This window comes from Vicinamibacterales bacterium, assembly GCA_035699745.1.
Taxonomy (GTDB): domain Bacteria; phylum Acidobacteriota; class Vicinamibacteria; order Vicinamibacterales; family 2-12-FULL-66-21; genus JAICSD01.
Genome location: DASSPH010000108.1, coordinates 20,132 through 37,983, shown reverse-complemented (window position 1 = coordinate 37,983; position 17,852 = coordinate 20,132). Strand labels below are relative to the sequence as shown.

Below are 17,852 nucleotides of genomic sequence, written 5' to 3'. Positions count from 1 at the left end.
GCCGGCGTCGGCGCCGCGATGATCGGAGGTCCTCATGTCAGATTCTGCTAATGACGATCGCGAGATTGTCGATGCGTTCGGTGCTCTCATTGCAGATATCACCCAGGCTCCGAATGAAGCTGACGCGAAACGATTACGCGCCGTTACGGCCTCCGCCTTACGCGCACATCTTCGCGAGAAGCGCTCGATCAAGGATCTGCCGCGAAGTCCGGCATCCTTACGAGCAGAGGCACCCGAAGCGGTTGCTGCGGAACTGGCTGAACGTCTCGAGGCAGGTGAACCCGCGGATCTGCCGGGTGAGGTTCGCAGGCTCGTCCGGCGCGGCGAGCGGGAGATGCTGCTGTCAGGCAGTCTCATCGACGGCCTGACTGGTCTCGCGCCGAGCGAACGTCTCGGTCCATTCCGGACCTACGGCGGCCTCGACATCTGGTTCGATGTCTTTTTTGCCGCCAGACGCATAGAGGTGAAACAGAACGGCGTCGCCGTTCCGAACCTCGTGTTGTCGTCAGCGCGCCCTCCCAGGATCACCGCGTCGAAGATCACCATCGACATCGAGCCTGGCACTGTCTGGATCGATGGGAGCCTCCTCGCCGGCGGTCTTCCCGCATCGGCGTTCGCCGGAATCAAAGTGTCGGGCGGCACGCTGACGCTGTCGCAAACGTCGGCATTCAGCGGCAACGTCGTCACCATCACCGCGCCCCTCAAAGGCACGCTCCGACTGGATCTCGCGCCAGACGCCGTCACTCCGGTCGCCGGCGCCTGTTCGGAATCCAACGCCACGCTGGAGCTGCCGAGCGCCCTGACGTTCAAGTTCAGTTCCGGATCCTCGACGGTAGAGAGCGCCGCCGGCGCAGCCGAAGCCTGGGGCCAGCGCTTCGAGTTTGCGCCACTGTCTGCCACGTCATGGACGTTCGTCGAGCGTCTGTGGACGGTTGTCCTCGAACACACCGTCAGTCCGACATCGTTCGACGCCGATCCGATTGGCGACGACCTCGTCCACTTCGAGGGGACGGGAAACGTCGTCAAGGGAGGTCTCGGGTTACCCGTGGTGGCGGCCGCCGACCCGTCGATCCTCGGCGAAGCGGCCCACGCGGCTGGGTGGTTCCTCCTGGTGGACCGGCTCACGGCTCGGTGGTACGAGCCGGATCCGCGCGCTCACGTCCTGGAGAACCTGTGGTGCGGGATATCAGCCTTCGGCGGCGTGATCGCAGCCGAGCAGATCGCGACGTTCACCCCCGCCGTGACTCACGATTACCGCTTGTGGTCCCTCGCCGGTGGCACTGACAGGCGGCTGTCGTGGCGGCAAACCTATGAGCAGGCCTTCTCCCTGTTCTACAGCTGTCACGTCGTCAACGGTGAAAGCCTCATGGTCAATGGCGGCGCGGTCGTCGCCCTCGATCGACCCGTCACCACCGACGGCGTGCCGGTCGCGACGCCGGTGACGAGCAGCGTCATCCTGCTGAACAAATTCAACGGTGTCATCACCGGCACGCTGGGCGCGACAGGCAATCTCCAACAGTCCATTCAGCAGTTCGCGCTGCGGAACGCTCTCGTCTGGACCACTGCCCCGGCGTTGATTGTCGTCCGCGGGGCGCTCTCCAGCGGCACCCGGATTGACGCGGGCATGGCGCTGCTCTTCTTTGGTGTCTTCGCGTGGGCTCCGAGCTTGCCCGATCCGTACGTGGCGAACGGCTTCGTGCAGGGCCCGCGCGATGGCCGAGGCGTCATCCGGAGCATACTGGCCGCGCTCATCGCCTGGGTCGATCCGGCGCACGTCACGCTCACGTTCCACGGCACGCTGGCCGGCGGGCCCGCGCTGACGCGGCGTCAAGTCTCTACCGGCGAGCCGCGGCCGGCCCGGCGCAGTGACGGTCATGCGGACGTCGGTGAGACGCAGGTGCAGCAGCAGCAGCGCACATTCGATCGCCCGTCAGCCATCGCGTGGGAGGCGGCGCAGAAGACCGAACAGCACGGCAGGCGCGAGCGCACGACGATTGCCACGCAGGAGAACGCCAAGAGCGTCGGGATGATCGACGGATTCATGAGGGAGGTGATCGGCCCGTCGCCCAGCCTCCTGCTGCTCGACGTTTCGACGAACCAGGATCTGCTCGGTGTCGCGGTGGGCCAATCGCTTCAAAGCGCGAGGGGTGTCGTCCTGTCGCCTGGAGGTTTCATTGTTTCCGACCTGGCGGTTCACTCTCAGGTCGCCGACATGAATGTCATCGCGCTGCCGCAAGTGCAGTGGGAACCGGTCCGAACGCTCGACGCCGATCAGAACATCATGACGATGGGCTGGTTTCCGACGCCGCTCGCGTCCGCGACGGATGGCGGCGCGACCCGGATCGGCGCGCGATCGCAGCGATTGATGCCGATCATCCCGGCCGACGCGCTCCGCGGGACCTTCGATGCGTACCGGGACGGCGTCGCCGTAGGCATCCGCACCACCTTCCCGTTCGGCCTGATTGCGGGCATCCAGCTGCAACCGGCCGACACGCCGCAGCGCAAGGCGGATCTCTACGAGCTCACCCGGCCGCTGTTCCCGGCCGAGCAGTCACGCGGCGGCATTCAAGTGACGGCCCACGCCGAAGGTGGACGGCCGGACGATGGCGGCATCTCGCCGATGTTCGCCGGGAGGATGCGCCAGTTGCTGAATGGCGTCGATCTGCCAACCGGAGCGCCGCTCGGGATCTCCGTGCTGGGGGAGACCCTTCAGCCGGCCGGCAGCGTGGAGACGGTCTTCAACAACGACATGGCGGCGCGTCCCCGCGTGCCGGTGTCACGCGTGGATCTGTCCGGATACGGCGGGTCCAACTTCAGCGACTGGAACAATCCGTTCGCCGCGTTCGCCGAGGCGGCCAAGGTGCAGTTCCGCGTGATGATCGGGAGAACGCTGCTCGAGGTCATCAAGGTCAACAGCGTGCTGCATCCCTGGGGGATCCGCGTCACGCGCTCGGTGACGATCGAGCGCCGTCCTGGCGGCGGCATCATTCGCCGCGACAGCGGCTGGCAGGCGTTCACGCCGGGCCTCTTCGACTATCGCTACTTCGACACCGGGGTCGGAGACATCGTCGTTGCGCCCTACGCGTTCGATGCCGGCGTGTTCCGCGGGCTGTTCAACGTGCGCACGATCCGTCCCGCGCCCGGGACGGTCTTCTCGCACGGTACGGCGCAGCTGGTTCCCTATTACTTCGACGCGGACGTTGCGCTCGAAGGCGTGCCGGGCAGAACCGCGGCGATCGGCGTGCTCGGCTACCTGCAAATCGCGCCCAACGGCGTACCGGCGGGCGCCGACGCGCTACAGGCGCTGATTGACGCGCAGGGACCGATCGGCGGGCCGATCGACACCTGGATGACGTTCGGCGGCAGCGGCCTTCCTTTCCGTGCGCAGCGCGTCGAAGTGGGACTGGCCCTCGATGCCGGCACGCCGCTCTTCGTCGCGACGGTGCGAGGCGTTCCTCGTCTGCCGGAGACCGGCGCCTGGTCCGTCGTCACGCGGCCGGTGGCCAGCGTGCCGGTCGACGGCGGCGAAGCAGTCACGGTCGCCGAGCAGCGCGGCGTGCCGCTCATCCGCAGGTATCCGATCCAGTATCCCGCGGGCAGCGACGCCGTGTTCACCGCGCCGCCGCTCTCCGGCGTCGCCGGAGACTATCGCTTCGCGGACGCCGCGGATCTCCTCACGCCGGCCGCGCCGGTGAATGAGTACGGGCTCCTGCAAAGCACGCCGACCCACGCGTTCCTCTTCCCGAGGCCGTTCACGCCGTCCGTCGGTGCGCCGACCATCCGGAGCGGGCACAAAGCGGCGCTGGCCGATCTCTTCGCGCGCTCGACGTCGAAGGGTGCGTTCCCACCGGCCACCAACACGATCGAGATGGCGCCGGGTTCGCTGCATTTCAATGTGGGCAGCAGCGGCCGGCTGGCCTTGTCGTCGCCGATCTCGATCGTCGGACATCCGACGCCGCTGCAGATCGCGGGAACGACGGGGCATGGCACGGCGCTCCTCTACGATTCGGCAACGCTCAACCTGAATCTCGAAGAAGACCGTTGGCAGGCTGAGTTCACCGGCTTGCAGTTCTGGTCCGACATCGTCGGACTCCAGCGGCTGAGCGGATCCGAGATGCGTGTGGTGGGGTCCACGGAGCAGCGTCCGCAGATCGCTGAAATCCGGACCCTGCTGCTCGAGGAGATCGACGCCATTCTGCAGTACATCCCGATCTTTGGCCAGCGCGGCATTCAGGGACCGATCGACCTGGGCGCCAGCAACGCCACGCACGAGGCCAAGCTCGAGATCGGCTTCAAGGTCACGATTCCACCGCCCGAGGTCACCGCGACGTTCCCCGCCGGCAGCGGAGTCGAGCTGACGCTCTCGGCAGCGGCGAACTCCGGTTTCGATCTCGCCACTGGGGGCGTCGAAGTCGCCGCCGAATTCGGCGCGGCGCTGGAAGGCAAGATACCCGTCCTTTCGGTCGGGGTCGCGACCGTCTTCGTGATCATTGCCGGCGAGGTCAATTTCAGTATCACGTCCGTGTCCGGTTCGGTGACCGAAGAGACGCTGGAACTGATGGCGTTCGCCGGCGTCGGCGTCGAAGGGCAGATCGGACCGTTCGAGGCCTACGCGTTCCTGGGCATCGGATTCGTCCTCGAGTACGACGCCGTGTCGAGCGTGACGAAGTACGGCGGACTCGTCGCGCTCGAAGCCGGCGTCGACCTGAAGATCGTCGAAGTCAAGATCCGGGCGGAGCTGAAGGGCCTCGTCTACGACGATGCGGGCACGACGATGTGCGATTACGGCGGGTCGGTCGAGATCGAAGTAGAAATCTTTCTCATCATCTCGATTAGCGCAAGCTACGAGGTCACTGAGACGGTAGCTCTCTAGCCGACGGAGTTGAGTCATGGCCACGTCGTTCAAGCTGACACTCGTACCGTATCTCCAGCGCTGGGATTTCGCGACCCGTACGCTGTCAATCCGGGTGCTGGTCGTTCCCGCTGGGAATCCGCTGGAGCCGCTGATCGCTCCGCCTCCCGGCGTGCCGGCGTTCGCCGACGCGACGCTGGCGTTCTCGGTGAACATCTCGGACGCCGTCAGCGGACTGCCGCAGCGGACGCTGGTGGATCAGACCACCGTCACGCCGGCGGTGAGCAGTCCGAACGCGCGGGCGATCTTCACCAGGATCAAGGAGGTGCTCGCCATTCCGGACTCCGCGGCCGCCGACACGTTCTCGCCGCAGGCCCGCGATCCGGGGAGGCAGTTGAGGAAGTATCTGCCTCGGACCTATCGGCAGGCGTTTGCGTTCGTCAAGCCCAGAACGTCGCTGGCGGTGACCGACAGCACCTACCACTGTCTGATGAAGTGTCCGCCCGACCCGGAACCGCCGCGGCCGCCCATGGTGATTGGCTGGGGCGAGGCGCTGGCGTTCGCGATGCGCCAGCCGCGGCTGGCGGAAGCCCTGGGCCTGATCTACAACCTGAACGTTCCGCTCGATCCCGCGCCGCGCCTGGAGCAGGGCGGCTGGCTCTGGGTGGAGCTGGCCGCGGCCAGCGACTTCTTCGCCCAGACGGCGACGCCCGGATTCCTGCGCTCGTTTGCCACCCGGGTCCCGGAACTGGCCGTCGATGCGACGCGCCCGATTTTCACCCCCGTGATCTTTCCGGTCTCGGACAACGCCGCCGCGGCAGCCGCGCTCGGCAATTTCGACAAGGTGTTCGTCGAAGCGATCCGTTTCGACGATGGCTTCTCGAAGATCGTCCACGCGCGCCAGCCGCTCAGTGCCGACATCCTCGACGAGGAGGGCAACGGTCCGCCGATCGGACGCGACGAGGGGATCCAGCTCGCGTGGGACGACGAGGACATTCTGGAGGGCCAGAATCGGGCGCTCGGCGCCCCGCCCGACGGCGAGGATCCAGTGCTGGCGCCGCGCGGAGTGTTCGGCTACAGGGTCGACGTGCGCCCGGCAGGCGGCGCCGCCTGGACGTCTCTTTCGAAGGTGAATGCTCCGCTCAAGATCGGCGTCGATCTCGGCGTCGCCCTCGAGGAGCGCTGGTCCGAAGTCGCCCCAACCACGCACAGCAATCAGCTGTGGCTGCCGGCCTGGTACGTGAACTGGCGGGGCGGTTCGCTGGTCGTCTCGACGACCGACGATCAGCGGCTGATGAACGTCCCGCCAGGACGGCCCGTCTCCCTGGTTCCGGTCGATGCCGACGCCGTCGAGCTGCGGTACGGGCGCCGCTACGAATTCCGGGTACGGCTTGCCGATACGACCGGGGGCGGGCCGGCCGCCGACGCCGCACCGAGCCGCGCCGGTGAATCGCCGACGACGATCGTCCACATGAAGCGGCATCGCCCGCCCAGCGCGCTGGATATGGATACGATCGCGCCTGCCGCCGACGGCACGGTGTCCAGCATCAGGGTTCGACGGCCAAGGCTCGGCTACCCCGAGGCGGTGTTTGCCGCGGGAGCGGCGGCGCGCGCTTCCCTCCTTGCGCAGATCGCGGCCAACGATGCCGGCCTGCCGGCCGACGCCGTGGCGCCGACGATCCACGACCCCGACACGGCGTTTCTGCAGATCCGCGTGCTGGTGCGGCCACCGGCATTCGATCCCTCGGCCGACCAGGATGGCTTCGTCCACTGGTACACCACCGCGCGTTCGTTCCCGAGCGATCCGACGCAGCACGTCGACGTCGCCGTCTCGTGGCAGAACGCCGCAGACTACCGCGACATCGACGTGTCGGCGCAGCTCGGCGCGGAGGGGACGATCACCGGCTCGCTCACGCTGGCGACCGCTCGTGACATCCGCCTGGAGCTCCGGGCAATCGGACGCAACGATCTCTCGTACTTCGCCAACTCGAAGGCACGCCTCGGCATCGTCAAGGTGGTCGATTTGCACGCGATTGCGGCGGAGGCGGCGGAGGCGGATCTGCTCAGCACGCTGCCCCCGTCCGACACGCTGCGGTCCGTGTTCCTTCGCCCCGACCCCAGCGGCGCGCGGGCAGCCGTGCACGCCGTGGTCTCGCAGAACGAGCCGACGCCGGCGCTGCTCGGACGCCTCGCCTCCGCGCTCGACCTCGTCGCGACCGGGCCAATGCTGTTGGGGCGGGTCGGTGATCGTGTCGTGTTCGGCTGCGCCGGCTTGGCTCATCACCTCGCGCCGGATGGCTCGAGCGTGGAGTTCGCCGACCCGGCGGAGCTCGCCGGCCAGTGGATCAACGCGGTGCAGGTCGTCATCGATCGCGACTGGACCTGGCGCGGCGCCGGCTCGCCGACCGTGACGGTCACGCGTGCCGTGACGCTGCCGGACGCGGCCGGCGCGCCGGTCCAGACCACGACAGTCGGAACGATCGAGCTGATGAACTGCATCAACGTTCAGGCCCGGACCAGACCTGAGCGCTCGTTCACGCGGCTGATCTTCATCGATGCGCTGCCGCCGCGGCTGGGTCCGGACGGCTTCCCCTACGAAATGGCGGTGACCTACGACGTGCGCGTGCGGCTCGAGGGGGGCGGGCACGTCGATCGATCGATCGAGACGCTGCTGCCCATCGTCACGCCGCCGAAACAGGTGCCGAAAGTCGTCGCCGCCGGAATCGCGCTGACGCCCTACGAACGCGATTCGGAGTACGCGGAAACGGCGTCGCGCGTCAAGCGGCTGTGGATAGAGTTCGCCGAGCCGCTCGCGGACCCGCGCGATGCCTGGTTCGTGAAGCCGCTGACGATCACCCCCGATCCGATGCTGCTGCCGAACACGGAACCGGTGGCGGATCCCATCGAAGTCGAAGGCGTGGCGCTCGATCCGGAACTGGTGCGCGTCATCACTCCGGGTCAGGTTCAGGATCTGGCAGGGCTGGCGACGATGCAGCGGCTGGAACCGAGTTCGACCAGCGACCGCCATTTCCTCGTGTCGCTGCCGCCGAATACGGATCCGGCCTCGCCCGAACTGTTTTCGTTCTACACCTACGACATCCGCTGCGGGCACGATCAGGGGCCGCCCGCAAATCCGTTGTGGTCCACCGCGCAGGGACGCTTTGGCGAGTCGCTGGTGCTGGAAGGCGTCCAGCATCCGGGACCGGAGCTCACGTGCTCGGTCTTCGCGGAACCGGAGGGCGCGATTCGGGTTCGCGCTCCGTACGCCACCCCCTACGTCGGATTGCGCAGCGTGCTGCCGAATCCGCCGAACACCGAAATCTGGGTCGTCCTGTATGCCAGGGTGATGCAGGCCGATGCGAGCACCAGGCGCAATATCCAGATTGGGCTGCGCCAGCTGCGGACACCGCGCCGGCGGCCAGGAGAGACCAAGCGGCTGTTCGTCGAGGGAGAAGCGAGATGGACGGGGGACGAAGTCCGCAATGCCCTGATTACCGCCGGGATTCCCTTGGGCACGCCGATCAGCGCGCTGGCGGTGGAAGTGCTACCCGAGCCGAACGGCAGCTTCGCCGATCCGCTGGCCGGTGATTTGGGTCAGGTTCGGATCCTGCGCACGTCTCCGCTGGCAGCGGTCGAGCGCGACTGCTGCACGGCGTAGCCCGGGTGCTTGCGGGCTGTCTTTCTGCGCCGAATCGCGAGCGCGACTCGTGTCACTGTCGCCAGGACCAGCGCGAGCGCAGTCACTCCGACCGCGAGGATGACTCCGAAGACGAGGGCGACGAGCAGGACTCCCCCGGCGAGCGAGATGACCACGATCGCCGCCAGCATCGCGCGGAGACGATAAGCGAAGCCCGGCCGGCGGAGAGGACGCGCCAATCGGGTTCGGCGAGACGTCAGCTGAATCTGGAACCGCGCCATGACAGCGGCAAGTGGCCTGGAGCATCTTATCAGGCGTCTGCGTTCACGTCGCGCGTCCACAACTCGGACAAGGTATCGACGTAGCCGTCGGCGATGCGGAGACGCTGCGTCCGAGGGTATTGCTCAGGTGCGGCTGCTCCCGAGCATGACGCTGAACTGTCGTGAGGATTCACCGTCACCCATGTGACCGGAATACACCGCCGCTTGCGGAATATGTCAGTAATGACATATTATGGATTCTACGGCGCACGCCGACAAGCCGCTCGTCTGGCTGCACGGCGAGGTCAGGACGCCGCCCTTCTCGACGGAGGCGCGTATCGAAGCCGGCACGCTCTTGCGCCGGCTGCAGCGCGGCGAACGTCTCAGCCCGTGATCATCGCGGACGTCTTCTCCAAGAAGACGACCACGACGCCAACGACCGTCATTGACGTGTCCAAGGCGAGACTGCGGCATTACGACGACGCGGTGAAGGGATGACATGAAGAAGACGAAGCGCACGCGGCTCGAAGCGCGAGGGTGGCGGGTTGGGTCGGCGAAGGCGTTCCTAGGGTTGAGTGCCGAAGAGGCGGCCTTGGTCGAGACGCGTCTGGCACTCAGCCAGGCGCTGCGCTCGAGGCGCGTCGCCCACGGCCTGACACAAGGCGAGCTCGCGCGTCGGTTGAAATCCAGCCAGTCTCGAGTCGCAAAGATGGAGGCCGGCGACAAGACGGTCTCTGTGGACTTGCTGGTGAAAGCGCTGTTTTCTCTTGGCGCGAAGCCACGCGACGTCGGCCGGGCCCTGCAGCGCCGGACAGGGACGGCCGCCTGAGGCGAGCGCGCATCCGATGCGGCGATCGATCCCGTGACGTCCTGCGATGAGCAGCAGGGTGAACTTGACGCTCCAGATCAGGCACCTTGCCAGCCCGAAGCACAGAATGTCATGTTCGTTCTCCGCTCAGGTGCGCCGGCCGCGCCGCGTCCGCGGCCTGATCCGCTGCCGAATGCCATCAAACGCGGCCAGCGTCGAGGCCGCCTCCAGCACATTCAAATTCTTCACGTCGTCGGGGAAATAGTCGCGCACGCAGTGCACGATCACCCACGTGTCTTCCCGCTCGCCCAGCTCTCGAAGGTAGTCGCAGATTTTTGTGACCGTCGTGTCGCCGTAGTGGCGGTGGAACCACCGCTTATCGGCCAAGCAGAACGACCGAATCTCCCAGGCGTCGGACGCGCCGCGCACGTCGCGACGGCTCCGCACGCGAAATTCGATCGGCGCGCGGAGAACTCGCGCGACTTTGGGCAGATCGTGGTTGAGAATCACCGGCAGCTGCTTCAGAAACCGATGCCAGTCCCACCGCGCATCCATCTCCTCGCGTCCCTTCTCCACCGACAATCCAAGCGAGAGCACTGCGTGGATTCTGGAGAGTTCGGCCACGAACTGCGCTTCGACGAAGCGCTCCGCGCCTTGGCGCCACCAATAAACATGCCGCAGTGTCTGGTAGGGCGGAAAGTAAACGAGGCGGAGCTTGCGTTGTTCTCCGCCCAACTGCTGCTCAAGCGCATCGCGGATCTGCATCATGGTGGAGGGGCGCGTGACGGCGACGTCGGTGAACGCGCCACGGGTCAGCCAGTCCGGATTCATGGCGGCGGCAGTGTACCGTAGTCGGAGGGTGTCGAATGGTGAAGCGGCAGCCATACATCGCGGACATCGACGGCCGGGCCTCCTGGCCGTCTTAGGCGGTCGCCACGTTCGCAGGACCTCCTCCAACAACGCCCACAACTGTGCTTCGGCCCGCGAGAGCGGCTGTCTTCAACGGTGACGATGAAAGAATCTACAGGCGACGGCGGTTCCTCGCTACGGAGCCCATGCCCGGTCCGCAATCCGTCGAAGCCGTCTCCACTGCTGATCGTTACGAAGATCGGGCGTTGCCGTGGCGATTGCGGTAAGCACTTGCCCGAGCTCGCGCCATTTGCGTCTGTATGTGGGTGATGGACGCCCGATTCATACCGAGCATGACGATCGAAATCTTTAGGGAATTTGGGAGAAGTGGTCGGGGCGAGTGGATTCGAACCACCGACCCCTCGGTCCCGAAATGCCCACGGCGCCGCGAGCGTCGATGCGCATTGTAACGCCATTACGACCTTGCGCAACCAAGAAGCACATTCGCGTAAGCCGCTCGGTGTTGTCGCCCGTTCGGGCTGCTGCTGTTTCGCCCGCGCCGCAGCGCCGAATTTAACGTGGCAAATCGCTAACGCCTCGACGTCATCAAAGCCCGCCGTAAATTTGGTTTGAGAGTAACGGGCAGCGACCTACGCCAAGCGTACGTCGAATCAGGCAGGCCGCTGTATGCCATCGGCCTCGTTCAACTGCCCGCCGAGGAGACGCTCCACCTCCGCTAGCAGATCCGCTTCGAGGTGCTGCGCACCTGGACCCAACAGCGCTCGAATATATCTCGCAATATCCGGGTCACTCATAATCCAATAGATTTGATTATTGGTGGTCGCTGCTCGAGCGATACCGTTAAGCTGCACAGGGGTGAAGTCCCCGTGCCCGACTAATTGCGGCAAGAGCCTGCGGGATCGGGCGAAATTCCCACTTGTCGAGAGGTCCTGAATCAGGTGGTCCTTTTCCTCTTCCGTCGCCAAGTTGATGTCTCGAAAATGTTCACGCAGAAATGCTGACAATCGGCGATAGAACCGAAGCGAGCTGCCTTTCTTCTCTTCCCATTCGTGCGTCAAAAAAGAGTCGAACAGTTCGTCGTTCAGAGGCGATACCCAGTCTCCGTCGCCGGAGACGAAGAACAAATCAGTCCTGTTATCCACGGTTTCAATAAGCGACTCCCAGTTCAGCGCATCGCCGTGTGTCTTCTTCTTGCCCGGAGGATTGCCCCGGACCATGCGATCTCGAGCCCGAGCGAGTAGAGCGTCCGTCTCAGCCACTCGTCGGGCATGCCTAAACAATTCTGCGATCACGCCGTCGGCCTTCAAGCGACTGTGTTCGACGTCGGCTTCGAGAACTTCGAGTAGCTGCGACTTTGCCGCCTCTGCCGCACGCAACGCGGCTCGGTACGCTTCGTACTGTTCGTACTCTTTGCAGAGTTGAGGAAATTGGACGGCAAATTTCAGCTCGCGAAGCCGTTTGAGAGCATCAGCGATAGTTCCATCTCGGTTGCGCCTGAACTCCGAGCGAACCTGATCCGGCACGAGGAGCGTAATTGTTCCGTTTCGCACGAGGACTGCCAATTTGCGCAGCTCCTCCAGATCGTCGCTCGAGAAATGAAAGAACGATAAGTAGACGTTTGTGTCGATGAACAGATGCACCGTTAGGTCCCGCTGCGAGGCTCGACTTCGGACTTGCGTTCTTTGCGTTCCAGCCTCTTGGTGGAACTACGCCGCGAGCCGGCGCTTCGGGCGCATAGGAGGCAGAGGCGGCAGAGGATACTTAAGCACGACATCGCGTGCGGTCACCCGACGCCGCTGACGCGTCGGGTCGTGAAAAATCCAGATGTTGAACTTGCGCTCAGTTGACCAGGTGTCCCACCGCAATTCTGGCCAGCCGATGTGCTGAGCGATGAAGCGCTGAAGCTCCAGCTTCGGCCCGGTCACCTCTTCCTTCTGCCAGGCCGCCGCCACGGCGCCGAGTAAGACATCGCACAACTGGATGCTCGGCGTGTCCTTCGAGTCGTGCTCCTTCACGCCGTCCACGACCGGCCTGGTCCGACCTTGGCGTGCAGCTTTCGTGAGGACGTAGTTTGAGACGATCTCGACAACCTCGTCGGCCTTCGGGTAGCGTGACGCGATCGGGTCCACCCACACACGGAATGTTTGATCACGATCCTGCCGAAGCCGGAGCGCGTTTCCGATCTTGTGCGTGAGCAACTTCGTGAAGAACTTCCGGCGGGCCAGGTCGTAGTCGCCCTTGTGGAGTTCCTTGTCGATGGCGGCCTTCTCAACGAGCAGGCAATGGAAGCAGAGCGGTGCGCGCCGGAAGAACAGCTCAACGAGATCTTTGAACGTCCGAAGCGTGTGGCGGTTGACGTGCTCCCACTTGAACTCTGAGTTCTTGAACTCGGGATGGTCCGCTCGAATTTCGCGAATCCAGTCCTGAAAGTTGCCGCGGCGCTGCCATGCCATCCAAAGCGAACCGAAACCGTAGTAGCGGGCGCCGTGCAGTCCGGTCTCGTCACACGAGATCAGCCAACGCTTCACGCCAACGGGCGGATCTTCTTCTTCGGGGAACGGCACGACACGCGAATCAGCCATACGCCGACACTCCTTCCACGTTTTCACCAGAACGACGAGTCGAAAGGGCAGAGGGACTAGCGGGTGGGCAACGCTAGACGGGGACGGGCGAGCGCCGACTTCCCTTTGACTCTCGGTCTTGTGGGCCAGAACTGGCCCGGGAGTATAGTGCGCGCCATAGCAACTGAAGTCAAGGGCTAAGCCCCTACTAATGGGCAGGCAGTTACTCGGAGTTCCTAGATGTTGGGGCAGCACTCATCGGGCGATCTGCCCCGGGCTGACCGGCTACGCCCAAAGCCGCCGTTATACTCGGCTCTGGTGCCGAGCTTTTCCATGGTTCGAGGAGAGAGGGCATGGACACCTTCGCCAGACGCCGCGTTCGTGCCGTTTTAGTACTCCTGCTGTCACTGAGTCCCGCGACGCTACAGAGAGCGGAGGCATGCTTCTGTCCGCCCATCAGCCGGTGCGACGCGGTCGGGGCCGCAGATGCGGTATTCGTGGCCACCGTCACCGAGCGGGTCCGGGAGAACGTCGGCGGGAACCTCCAGTGGACGTTACCCAGGTTGACGGTCACGAAAACGCTCCTGGGGACGGTGCCCGCCTCGGTCACGATGATGCCTGCGGGAGGAGGCCCCGATGCCGAGGAAATCGCCGCCGCTCGTCCTGGCGAAATGTGGTCGGGCCGAACTAGCTGCGACTACGTGTTTGTCGTGGGGCGCGAGTACTTGGTGTACGCCAGGCGCCTCACTGACGGACGATGGACGACGTCTGAATGCGACGGAACGAAGCAGCTGAGTGAGGCGCGGGCGGATCTCGATTTTATCGCGGGTCTGCCAGCGGTCAACTCGCCGGCCCGCCTGATCGGTCGCATCGAACGTTCCGTCAGAGATCCGAAGAATCGGGCGTCGTTGATCGGCGTCCCTGCACCGAACGTCAAGGTTTCTATCAACAGCGCATCGTCAAGCGTCACGGTGGCGACGGATGCGGATGGGAAATTTGAGCTGCCTCTTGCACCCGGCGCGTACATCGTCGCGCCTCGGGTGCCCAAGGGCGCGCGGCGCCTCGTCCCCGAACGCATCATCGCGCGTGAGCGAGGGTGTGTACCGGTTCACTTCTCCTTGATGAGCAATGGGGCCATCGAGGGACGTGTGATCCGACAGGACGGCAGTCCCGTTCGCCGGGTCCGAGTGGGTGTCATCCCGGCCGACGTACCTGAGAATGTTCGTCCGGTCAGTGGAAATCTTACGCCCACGACATTCACGGATGATCTGGGGCGGTTCACGATCGAGCTCCTGCCCCCCGGACAATACCTGCTCGCGGTCAATCCGCGCCCGCATTACGACCCCTCACCGGTTTTCGCGACGGCGTTCTATCCAACTGGCGCGCGACAGCAAGCTCAGGCCATCGACGTGCGCGAGGGCGAGCGCAAGGAGCACATCACGTTTCGCGTGACGTCGCTGCCAGAGACTACCGTTTCAGGACGGGTTGTCTTCAACGACCGCCCTATTTCGGGTGCGACTGTGTCGGTGGCGGTCGCTGAGGGGGACGGGCGCAGCGTATCGTCCGCCACGTCCGGGCGGGACGGAACATTCCGGCTCCGAGTTATCGCCGGTGCAAACTACGTAATCCGAGCCTTCGTCCGGACAGACACTGGCTATCAGGAAGGCCACACCCGAATCCCCGTGACGAAACCGGTCGATGGCGTTCGCATCGCACTGCAGCCCGCGGTGAAGCGCGATCGCCCGAGGCAGGAGCGATGAAATCCTTGAGTGTTGACCTACTACTCTCCAGGGTCTCGCCCTCTTGAGCAGCACTTTCCTCGCCTAGGTCGTGGATCTGCCTCGACGAGCACGGCAACGCTCGACGCGCTCGCGACCGCGCTGTCTATTTGCCGCGCGGAAGAGCCCGCAATTCACCAAGAAAGGCGTCAATCGGCATTCCGACGTACCTGGAGAAATTCGGCGGCGTACGTTGAATGTGGCCGTCCTGAATGAGAAAGACGATGGCTGGATCGTAACTTCCCCTGGGAACGGCCAACCCTGGCTCGTCGTTAGTGATCCCGAACCCGCCTGAGTCCAAGGACCGCAGAAACACCACCATTTGCTCGGCGGAAGCGCGGGTCGAGGCCGGAGCGCTGCTGCGTCGGCTCCAGCGTGGCGAACGTCTCAATATGCCAGCATCGCGTCCGATGCCGGTCATCGGTCGCGGCTGGCGGACAACCGTCAGGACGGCAAGCCTAGAACACATGATTGCCCGGCGCAATCTGGGGGCTATCGCTCTAACAGTGCGGTGGCCCCCACGTTGGCCCCTACGCTAGCCCTTCCCGTGATGCACGAAGAGACGCTGACTGACGTAAAAGCCTTGGGGAACCCGAATGCGCTCAATCGAATCGACGTCCGCGGCCTGTGTCGCGGCTGGCTCGCGGTGTGACGCCGCTGGGCCGCCTCCGGGGTCGCGACTGGGGGGGAGCGACCCCCTCATTTCGGGTGGGCCTTGACCCCAGCCCGCCCCCGCCGGGGGTCGCTCCCCCCTCGTACCATGGACGCATCGCCTCACCTGCTTCGGTGACGGCATCATGCCGCGGCTGCGACGCGGCCGCTCCGACGCCAGAGCATGCGGAAGTGCTCGGTCACGTCAAGGCTTCGCTCGCTGCGCTCGCCGCTGGCGCGGCCTTGACGTGACCTCCGCGCTTCCGTGTCTCTGGCCGTTATCGGAGCGGACCCAGGACCTCGGTCGTGTCCAGACCGCGCCACGCGCCGATCACGTAGATGTCCTCGCTGGTGCCGCGCCACTGGATCCGGCGACCGGCGAACTCTGTGTTGTTCGACGACTCCGATCGAGCGACACGGCCCCCGCTAGGATGCGCGCGCGGCGTGCGTGCAGGTAGCCCTGCGTGGTGCGCAGATCCTTGTGCCGCGCGAGCTCCTGCGCGACCACGGGATCGCCCGTATTCTCGGCCGTCCTCGAGCAGAACTCGTGGCGCAGCGAATGCCAGACGACGCCTTTGTTCCGACCGAGGTTGATGCCCGCCAGCCTGAACAGCCGGTGCCACTGGAAATGCTGCTGCCGGAACCCCGACGCGGTTCCGAACACGTACGCGTCGGGATTGTTCTGCAGCGCGTCCCGTCTCGCGCGAAGGGCGGCGATGAGCCGCTCGGTTCCCGCGTAGACGCGCTCCTTCTCGCCGGTGAACTTCTCCCCTTTTGACTGAACCTCGATCACCATGACGTCGCGGGATTCGCCGTCGATGGTGACGGTCACCGGATTGAAATCGACGTGCTTCAGCTGAATCTTCATGAGCTCTTCGCGGCGCACACCAGTGTCGAGCGCCATCATCAAACGAAGGCGCATCATCGTCCCCTGCCGGCGAACACGTGTCGCCGGATTCCAGACCAGGCCGGCGATCACTTCGCAGCACAGGGACGGCGAGATCTTGAAGTCGGCCGCGATCGCCAGCTGCGACTCCCCCGCCGCCGCGCGACGACGAATGTCTTCGGCCTTGTGCCAATCCAGCTTCGACCACGGGGTTGGCGCCACGTCATCCAAGCGATCGCACGCCGCGAAGAGCCGATCCTCAATCCCTTCCTCGAGCCGGACGCGGAACCGGCGCTTGCACCCAGTGCGGCGCTCGATGGACGCCATCGGGTTGACCTTCATGCGCACGACCGTGCCGTTCTTCCACTTAATCGCGCGCACGAAGAGCGAATTGAGCATCTGGTAGTAGCGGTTCCAGGTGTTGTCCGCCCAGCGTCGTTGGCGTCCGAGCTCGTTGAGCCAGCGCTCAATCTGCAACGAGGCGTTCTCGAGGTACTCGAGCGTGTACGAGCCGAACTCACGATCGATCGCACGGAGCATCGACGTCAAAGATGCGAAGTCGAGGTCGTGGACCTTCGCGTAATGCTCCTTCCATTCGGCGATGAACGAGCGCAGCGTCTGCTTGCCCCCGAGCACTTCGTACTCGCCGTCCGGGCGGAAGAAGTGCTCGTCGACGGCGGCTCGCAGCCGGTTCAGGACGACAACGGCATGCTGACGCCGCCGCGGATCGACGTACTGTCCCGACCAGTTCGCCAGGTTTACGTTTACGTGCTTGTACTTGGCGTACCACGGGCAGTCGCACTTCAGGGGATCGCGGTTGCGGCAGATCGCGCTGTGCTTCTTGTAGAGGTTCTTGACGCCGCTGCGCCCACGCCTAGGCACGGCCGCACCTCACTTCGCGATGCGTGTGTGAGCCTCCGCCCAGGCATCGAGCCATTCGCGGCGTAGACGAATCGTGCGATGGCCGAGCCGCGTGTGCTTCAGGCCGCCGGACGCGCAGCCGTCGTAGATGATGTCGACGCCGACCTTCAGGTACTCCGCCGCTTCGCGCGGCGTGACCCAGACGGCGATTTTCGGGGTGGGATCCGCTGGTTTCATCATGGGTCTGCTCACGCCGACGGTACGGCGTGGGCTCGATCGCGTCTGCAGCGGGACCGACACTGTCGATGCGGAGCGGTGTTGGTGCGTGCGCTGTGGAACGCATGCGCGGCGGGAATGCGACGTCGAAGCAGGTCATGACAGCCTCCAATCGGTGGTCGTTGGCGGCCGTCGGGTTGATTCAACCCGTACAAAACAAACGGTCCGCCGGCGCTGGCGGACCGTGATTTCGAGTTACATAGGAGCAACATCCCGAGGCAAAACACCCCGGTCTGAGCCCTTCATGCCCGATGATGACCGAGCATGACGTTCGAAATTATTAGGGATTTCGGAGAAGTGGTCGGGGCGAGTGGATTCGAACCACCGACCCCTCGGTCCCGAACCGAGTGCTCTACCAGGCTGAGCCACGCCCCGACACCAAGCGTGAATCACGATCCTAACACAACTTCAC

General features: G+C 64.8%; 10 protein-coding genes and 1 tRNA gene. 5 read left to right on the top strand and 6 right to left on the bottom strand.

Going from position 1 to position 17,852, the window contains the following annotated elements; translation table 11 throughout:
* The first annotated feature begins 334 nt into the window (after window positions 1–334).
* From VFK57_25325 to VFK57_25310, 4 genes are all read left to right on the top strand, one after another.
* Window positions 335–4,873: a hypothetical protein gene (locus tag VFK57_25325; protein HET7699065.1), complete on the top strand. Its 4,539-nt coding sequence runs from the start codon at window positions 335–337 to the stop codon at window positions 4,871–4,873.
* Between the two features lie 16 nt (window positions 4,874–4,889).
* Window positions 4,890–8,510 (top strand): hypothetical protein, encoded by a 3,621-nt coding sequence (locus tag VFK57_25320; protein HET7699064.1) that lies wholly within the window; start codon window positions 4,890–4,892, stop codon window positions 8,508–8,510.
* A 492-nt stretch (window positions 8,511–9,002) separates the two neighbouring features.
* Entirely contained in the window at window positions 9,003–9,143 is a 141-nt protein-coding gene (locus VFK57_25315; GenBank protein HET7699063.1) for a hypothetical protein, read from the top strand.
* 105 nt (window positions 9,144–9,248) lie between these two features.
* Entirely contained in the window at window positions 9,249–9,578 is a 330-nt protein-coding gene (locus VFK57_25310) for a helix-turn-helix transcriptional regulator (GenBank protein ID HET7699062.1), read from the top strand.
* Window positions 9,579–9,704: 126 nt separating this feature from the next.
* Here the strand turns inward: VFK57_25310 and VFK57_25305 are convergent, their stop codons facing one another.
* The 3 genes from VFK57_25305 to VFK57_25295 all read right to left on the bottom strand — a co-directional run bounded on the left by VFK57_25305 (window position 9,705) and on the right by VFK57_25295 (window position 13,009).
* Window positions 9,705–10,388, bottom strand: coding sequence for a hypothetical protein (locus VFK57_25305; protein HET7699061.1), 684 nt, complete (start codon window positions 10,386–10,388; stop codon window positions 9,705–9,707).
* A 689-nt stretch (window positions 10,389–11,077) separates the two neighbouring features.
* Window positions 11,078–12,067, bottom strand: a complete 990-nt coding sequence (locus VFK57_25300; protein ID HET7699060.1) for a PIN domain-containing protein — start codon at window positions 12,065–12,067, stop codon at window positions 11,078–11,080.
* Window positions 12,068–12,133: 66 nt separating this feature from the next.
* Window positions 12,134–13,009 (bottom strand): DUF3800 domain-containing protein, encoded by an 876-nt coding sequence (locus VFK57_25295; GenBank protein ID HET7699059.1) that lies wholly within the window; start codon window positions 13,007–13,009, stop codon window positions 12,134–12,136.
* A 476-nt stretch (window positions 13,010–13,485) separates the two neighbouring features.
* On the opposite strand from VFK57_25295, the gene VFK57_25290 reads away from it, so the two are divergent.
* A complete protein-coding gene (locus tag VFK57_25290) occupies window positions 13,486–14,748 on the top strand; it encodes a hypothetical protein (GenBank protein ID HET7699058.1) in 1,263 nt (420 codons plus the stop codon).
* A gap of 1,000 nt (window positions 14,749–15,748) precedes the next feature.
* On the opposite strand, the gene VFK57_25285 is transcribed toward VFK57_25290, so the two are convergent.
* From VFK57_25285 to VFK57_25275, 3 genes are all read right to left on the bottom strand, one after another.
* Window positions 15,749–17,185, bottom strand: a complete 1,437-nt coding sequence (locus VFK57_25285; GenBank protein HET7699057.1) for a site-specific integrase — start codon at window positions 17,183–17,185, stop codon at window positions 15,749–15,751.
* A 9-nt stretch (window positions 17,186–17,194) separates the two neighbouring features.
* Window positions 17,195–17,401: an excisionase family DNA-binding protein gene (locus tag VFK57_25280; protein HET7699056.1), complete on the bottom strand. Its 207-nt coding sequence runs from the start codon at window positions 17,399–17,401 to the stop codon at window positions 17,195–17,197.
* 337 nt (window positions 17,402–17,738) lie between these two features.
* A tRNA-Pro gene (locus tag VFK57_25275) sits at window positions 17,739–17,815 on the bottom strand.
* Between the last annotated feature and the right edge of the window lie 37 nt (window positions 17,816–17,852).

Bases quoted from the DNA above. Each gene is read 5' to 3' on its own strand.
- VFK57_25325 (HET7699065.1), top strand. From the start codon at position 335: ATGCTGCTGTCAGGCAGTCTCATCGACGGCCTGACTGGTCTCGCGCCG.
- VFK57_25320 (HET7699064.1), top strand. From the start codon at position 4,890: ATGGCCACGTCGTTCAAGCTGACACTCGTACCGTATCTCCAGCGCTGG.
- VFK57_25315 (HET7699063.1), top strand. From the start codon at position 9,003: ATGGATTCTACGGCGCACGCCGACAAGCCGCTCGTCTGGCTGCACGGC.
- VFK57_25310 (HET7699062.1), top strand. From the start codon at position 9,249: ATGAAGAAGACGAAGCGCACGCGGCTCGAAGCGCGAGGGTGGCGGGTT.
- VFK57_25305 (HET7699061.1), bottom strand. From the start codon at position 10,388: ATGAATCCGGACTGGCTGACCCGTGGCGCGTTCACCGACGTCGCCGTC.
- VFK57_25295 (HET7699059.1), bottom strand. From the start codon at position 13,009: ATGGCTGATTCGCGTGTCGTGCCGTTCCCCGAAGAAGAAGATCCGCCC.
- VFK57_25280 (HET7699056.1), bottom strand. From the start codon at position 17,401: ATGAAACCAGCGGATCCCACCCCGAAAATCGCCGTCTGGGTCACGCCG.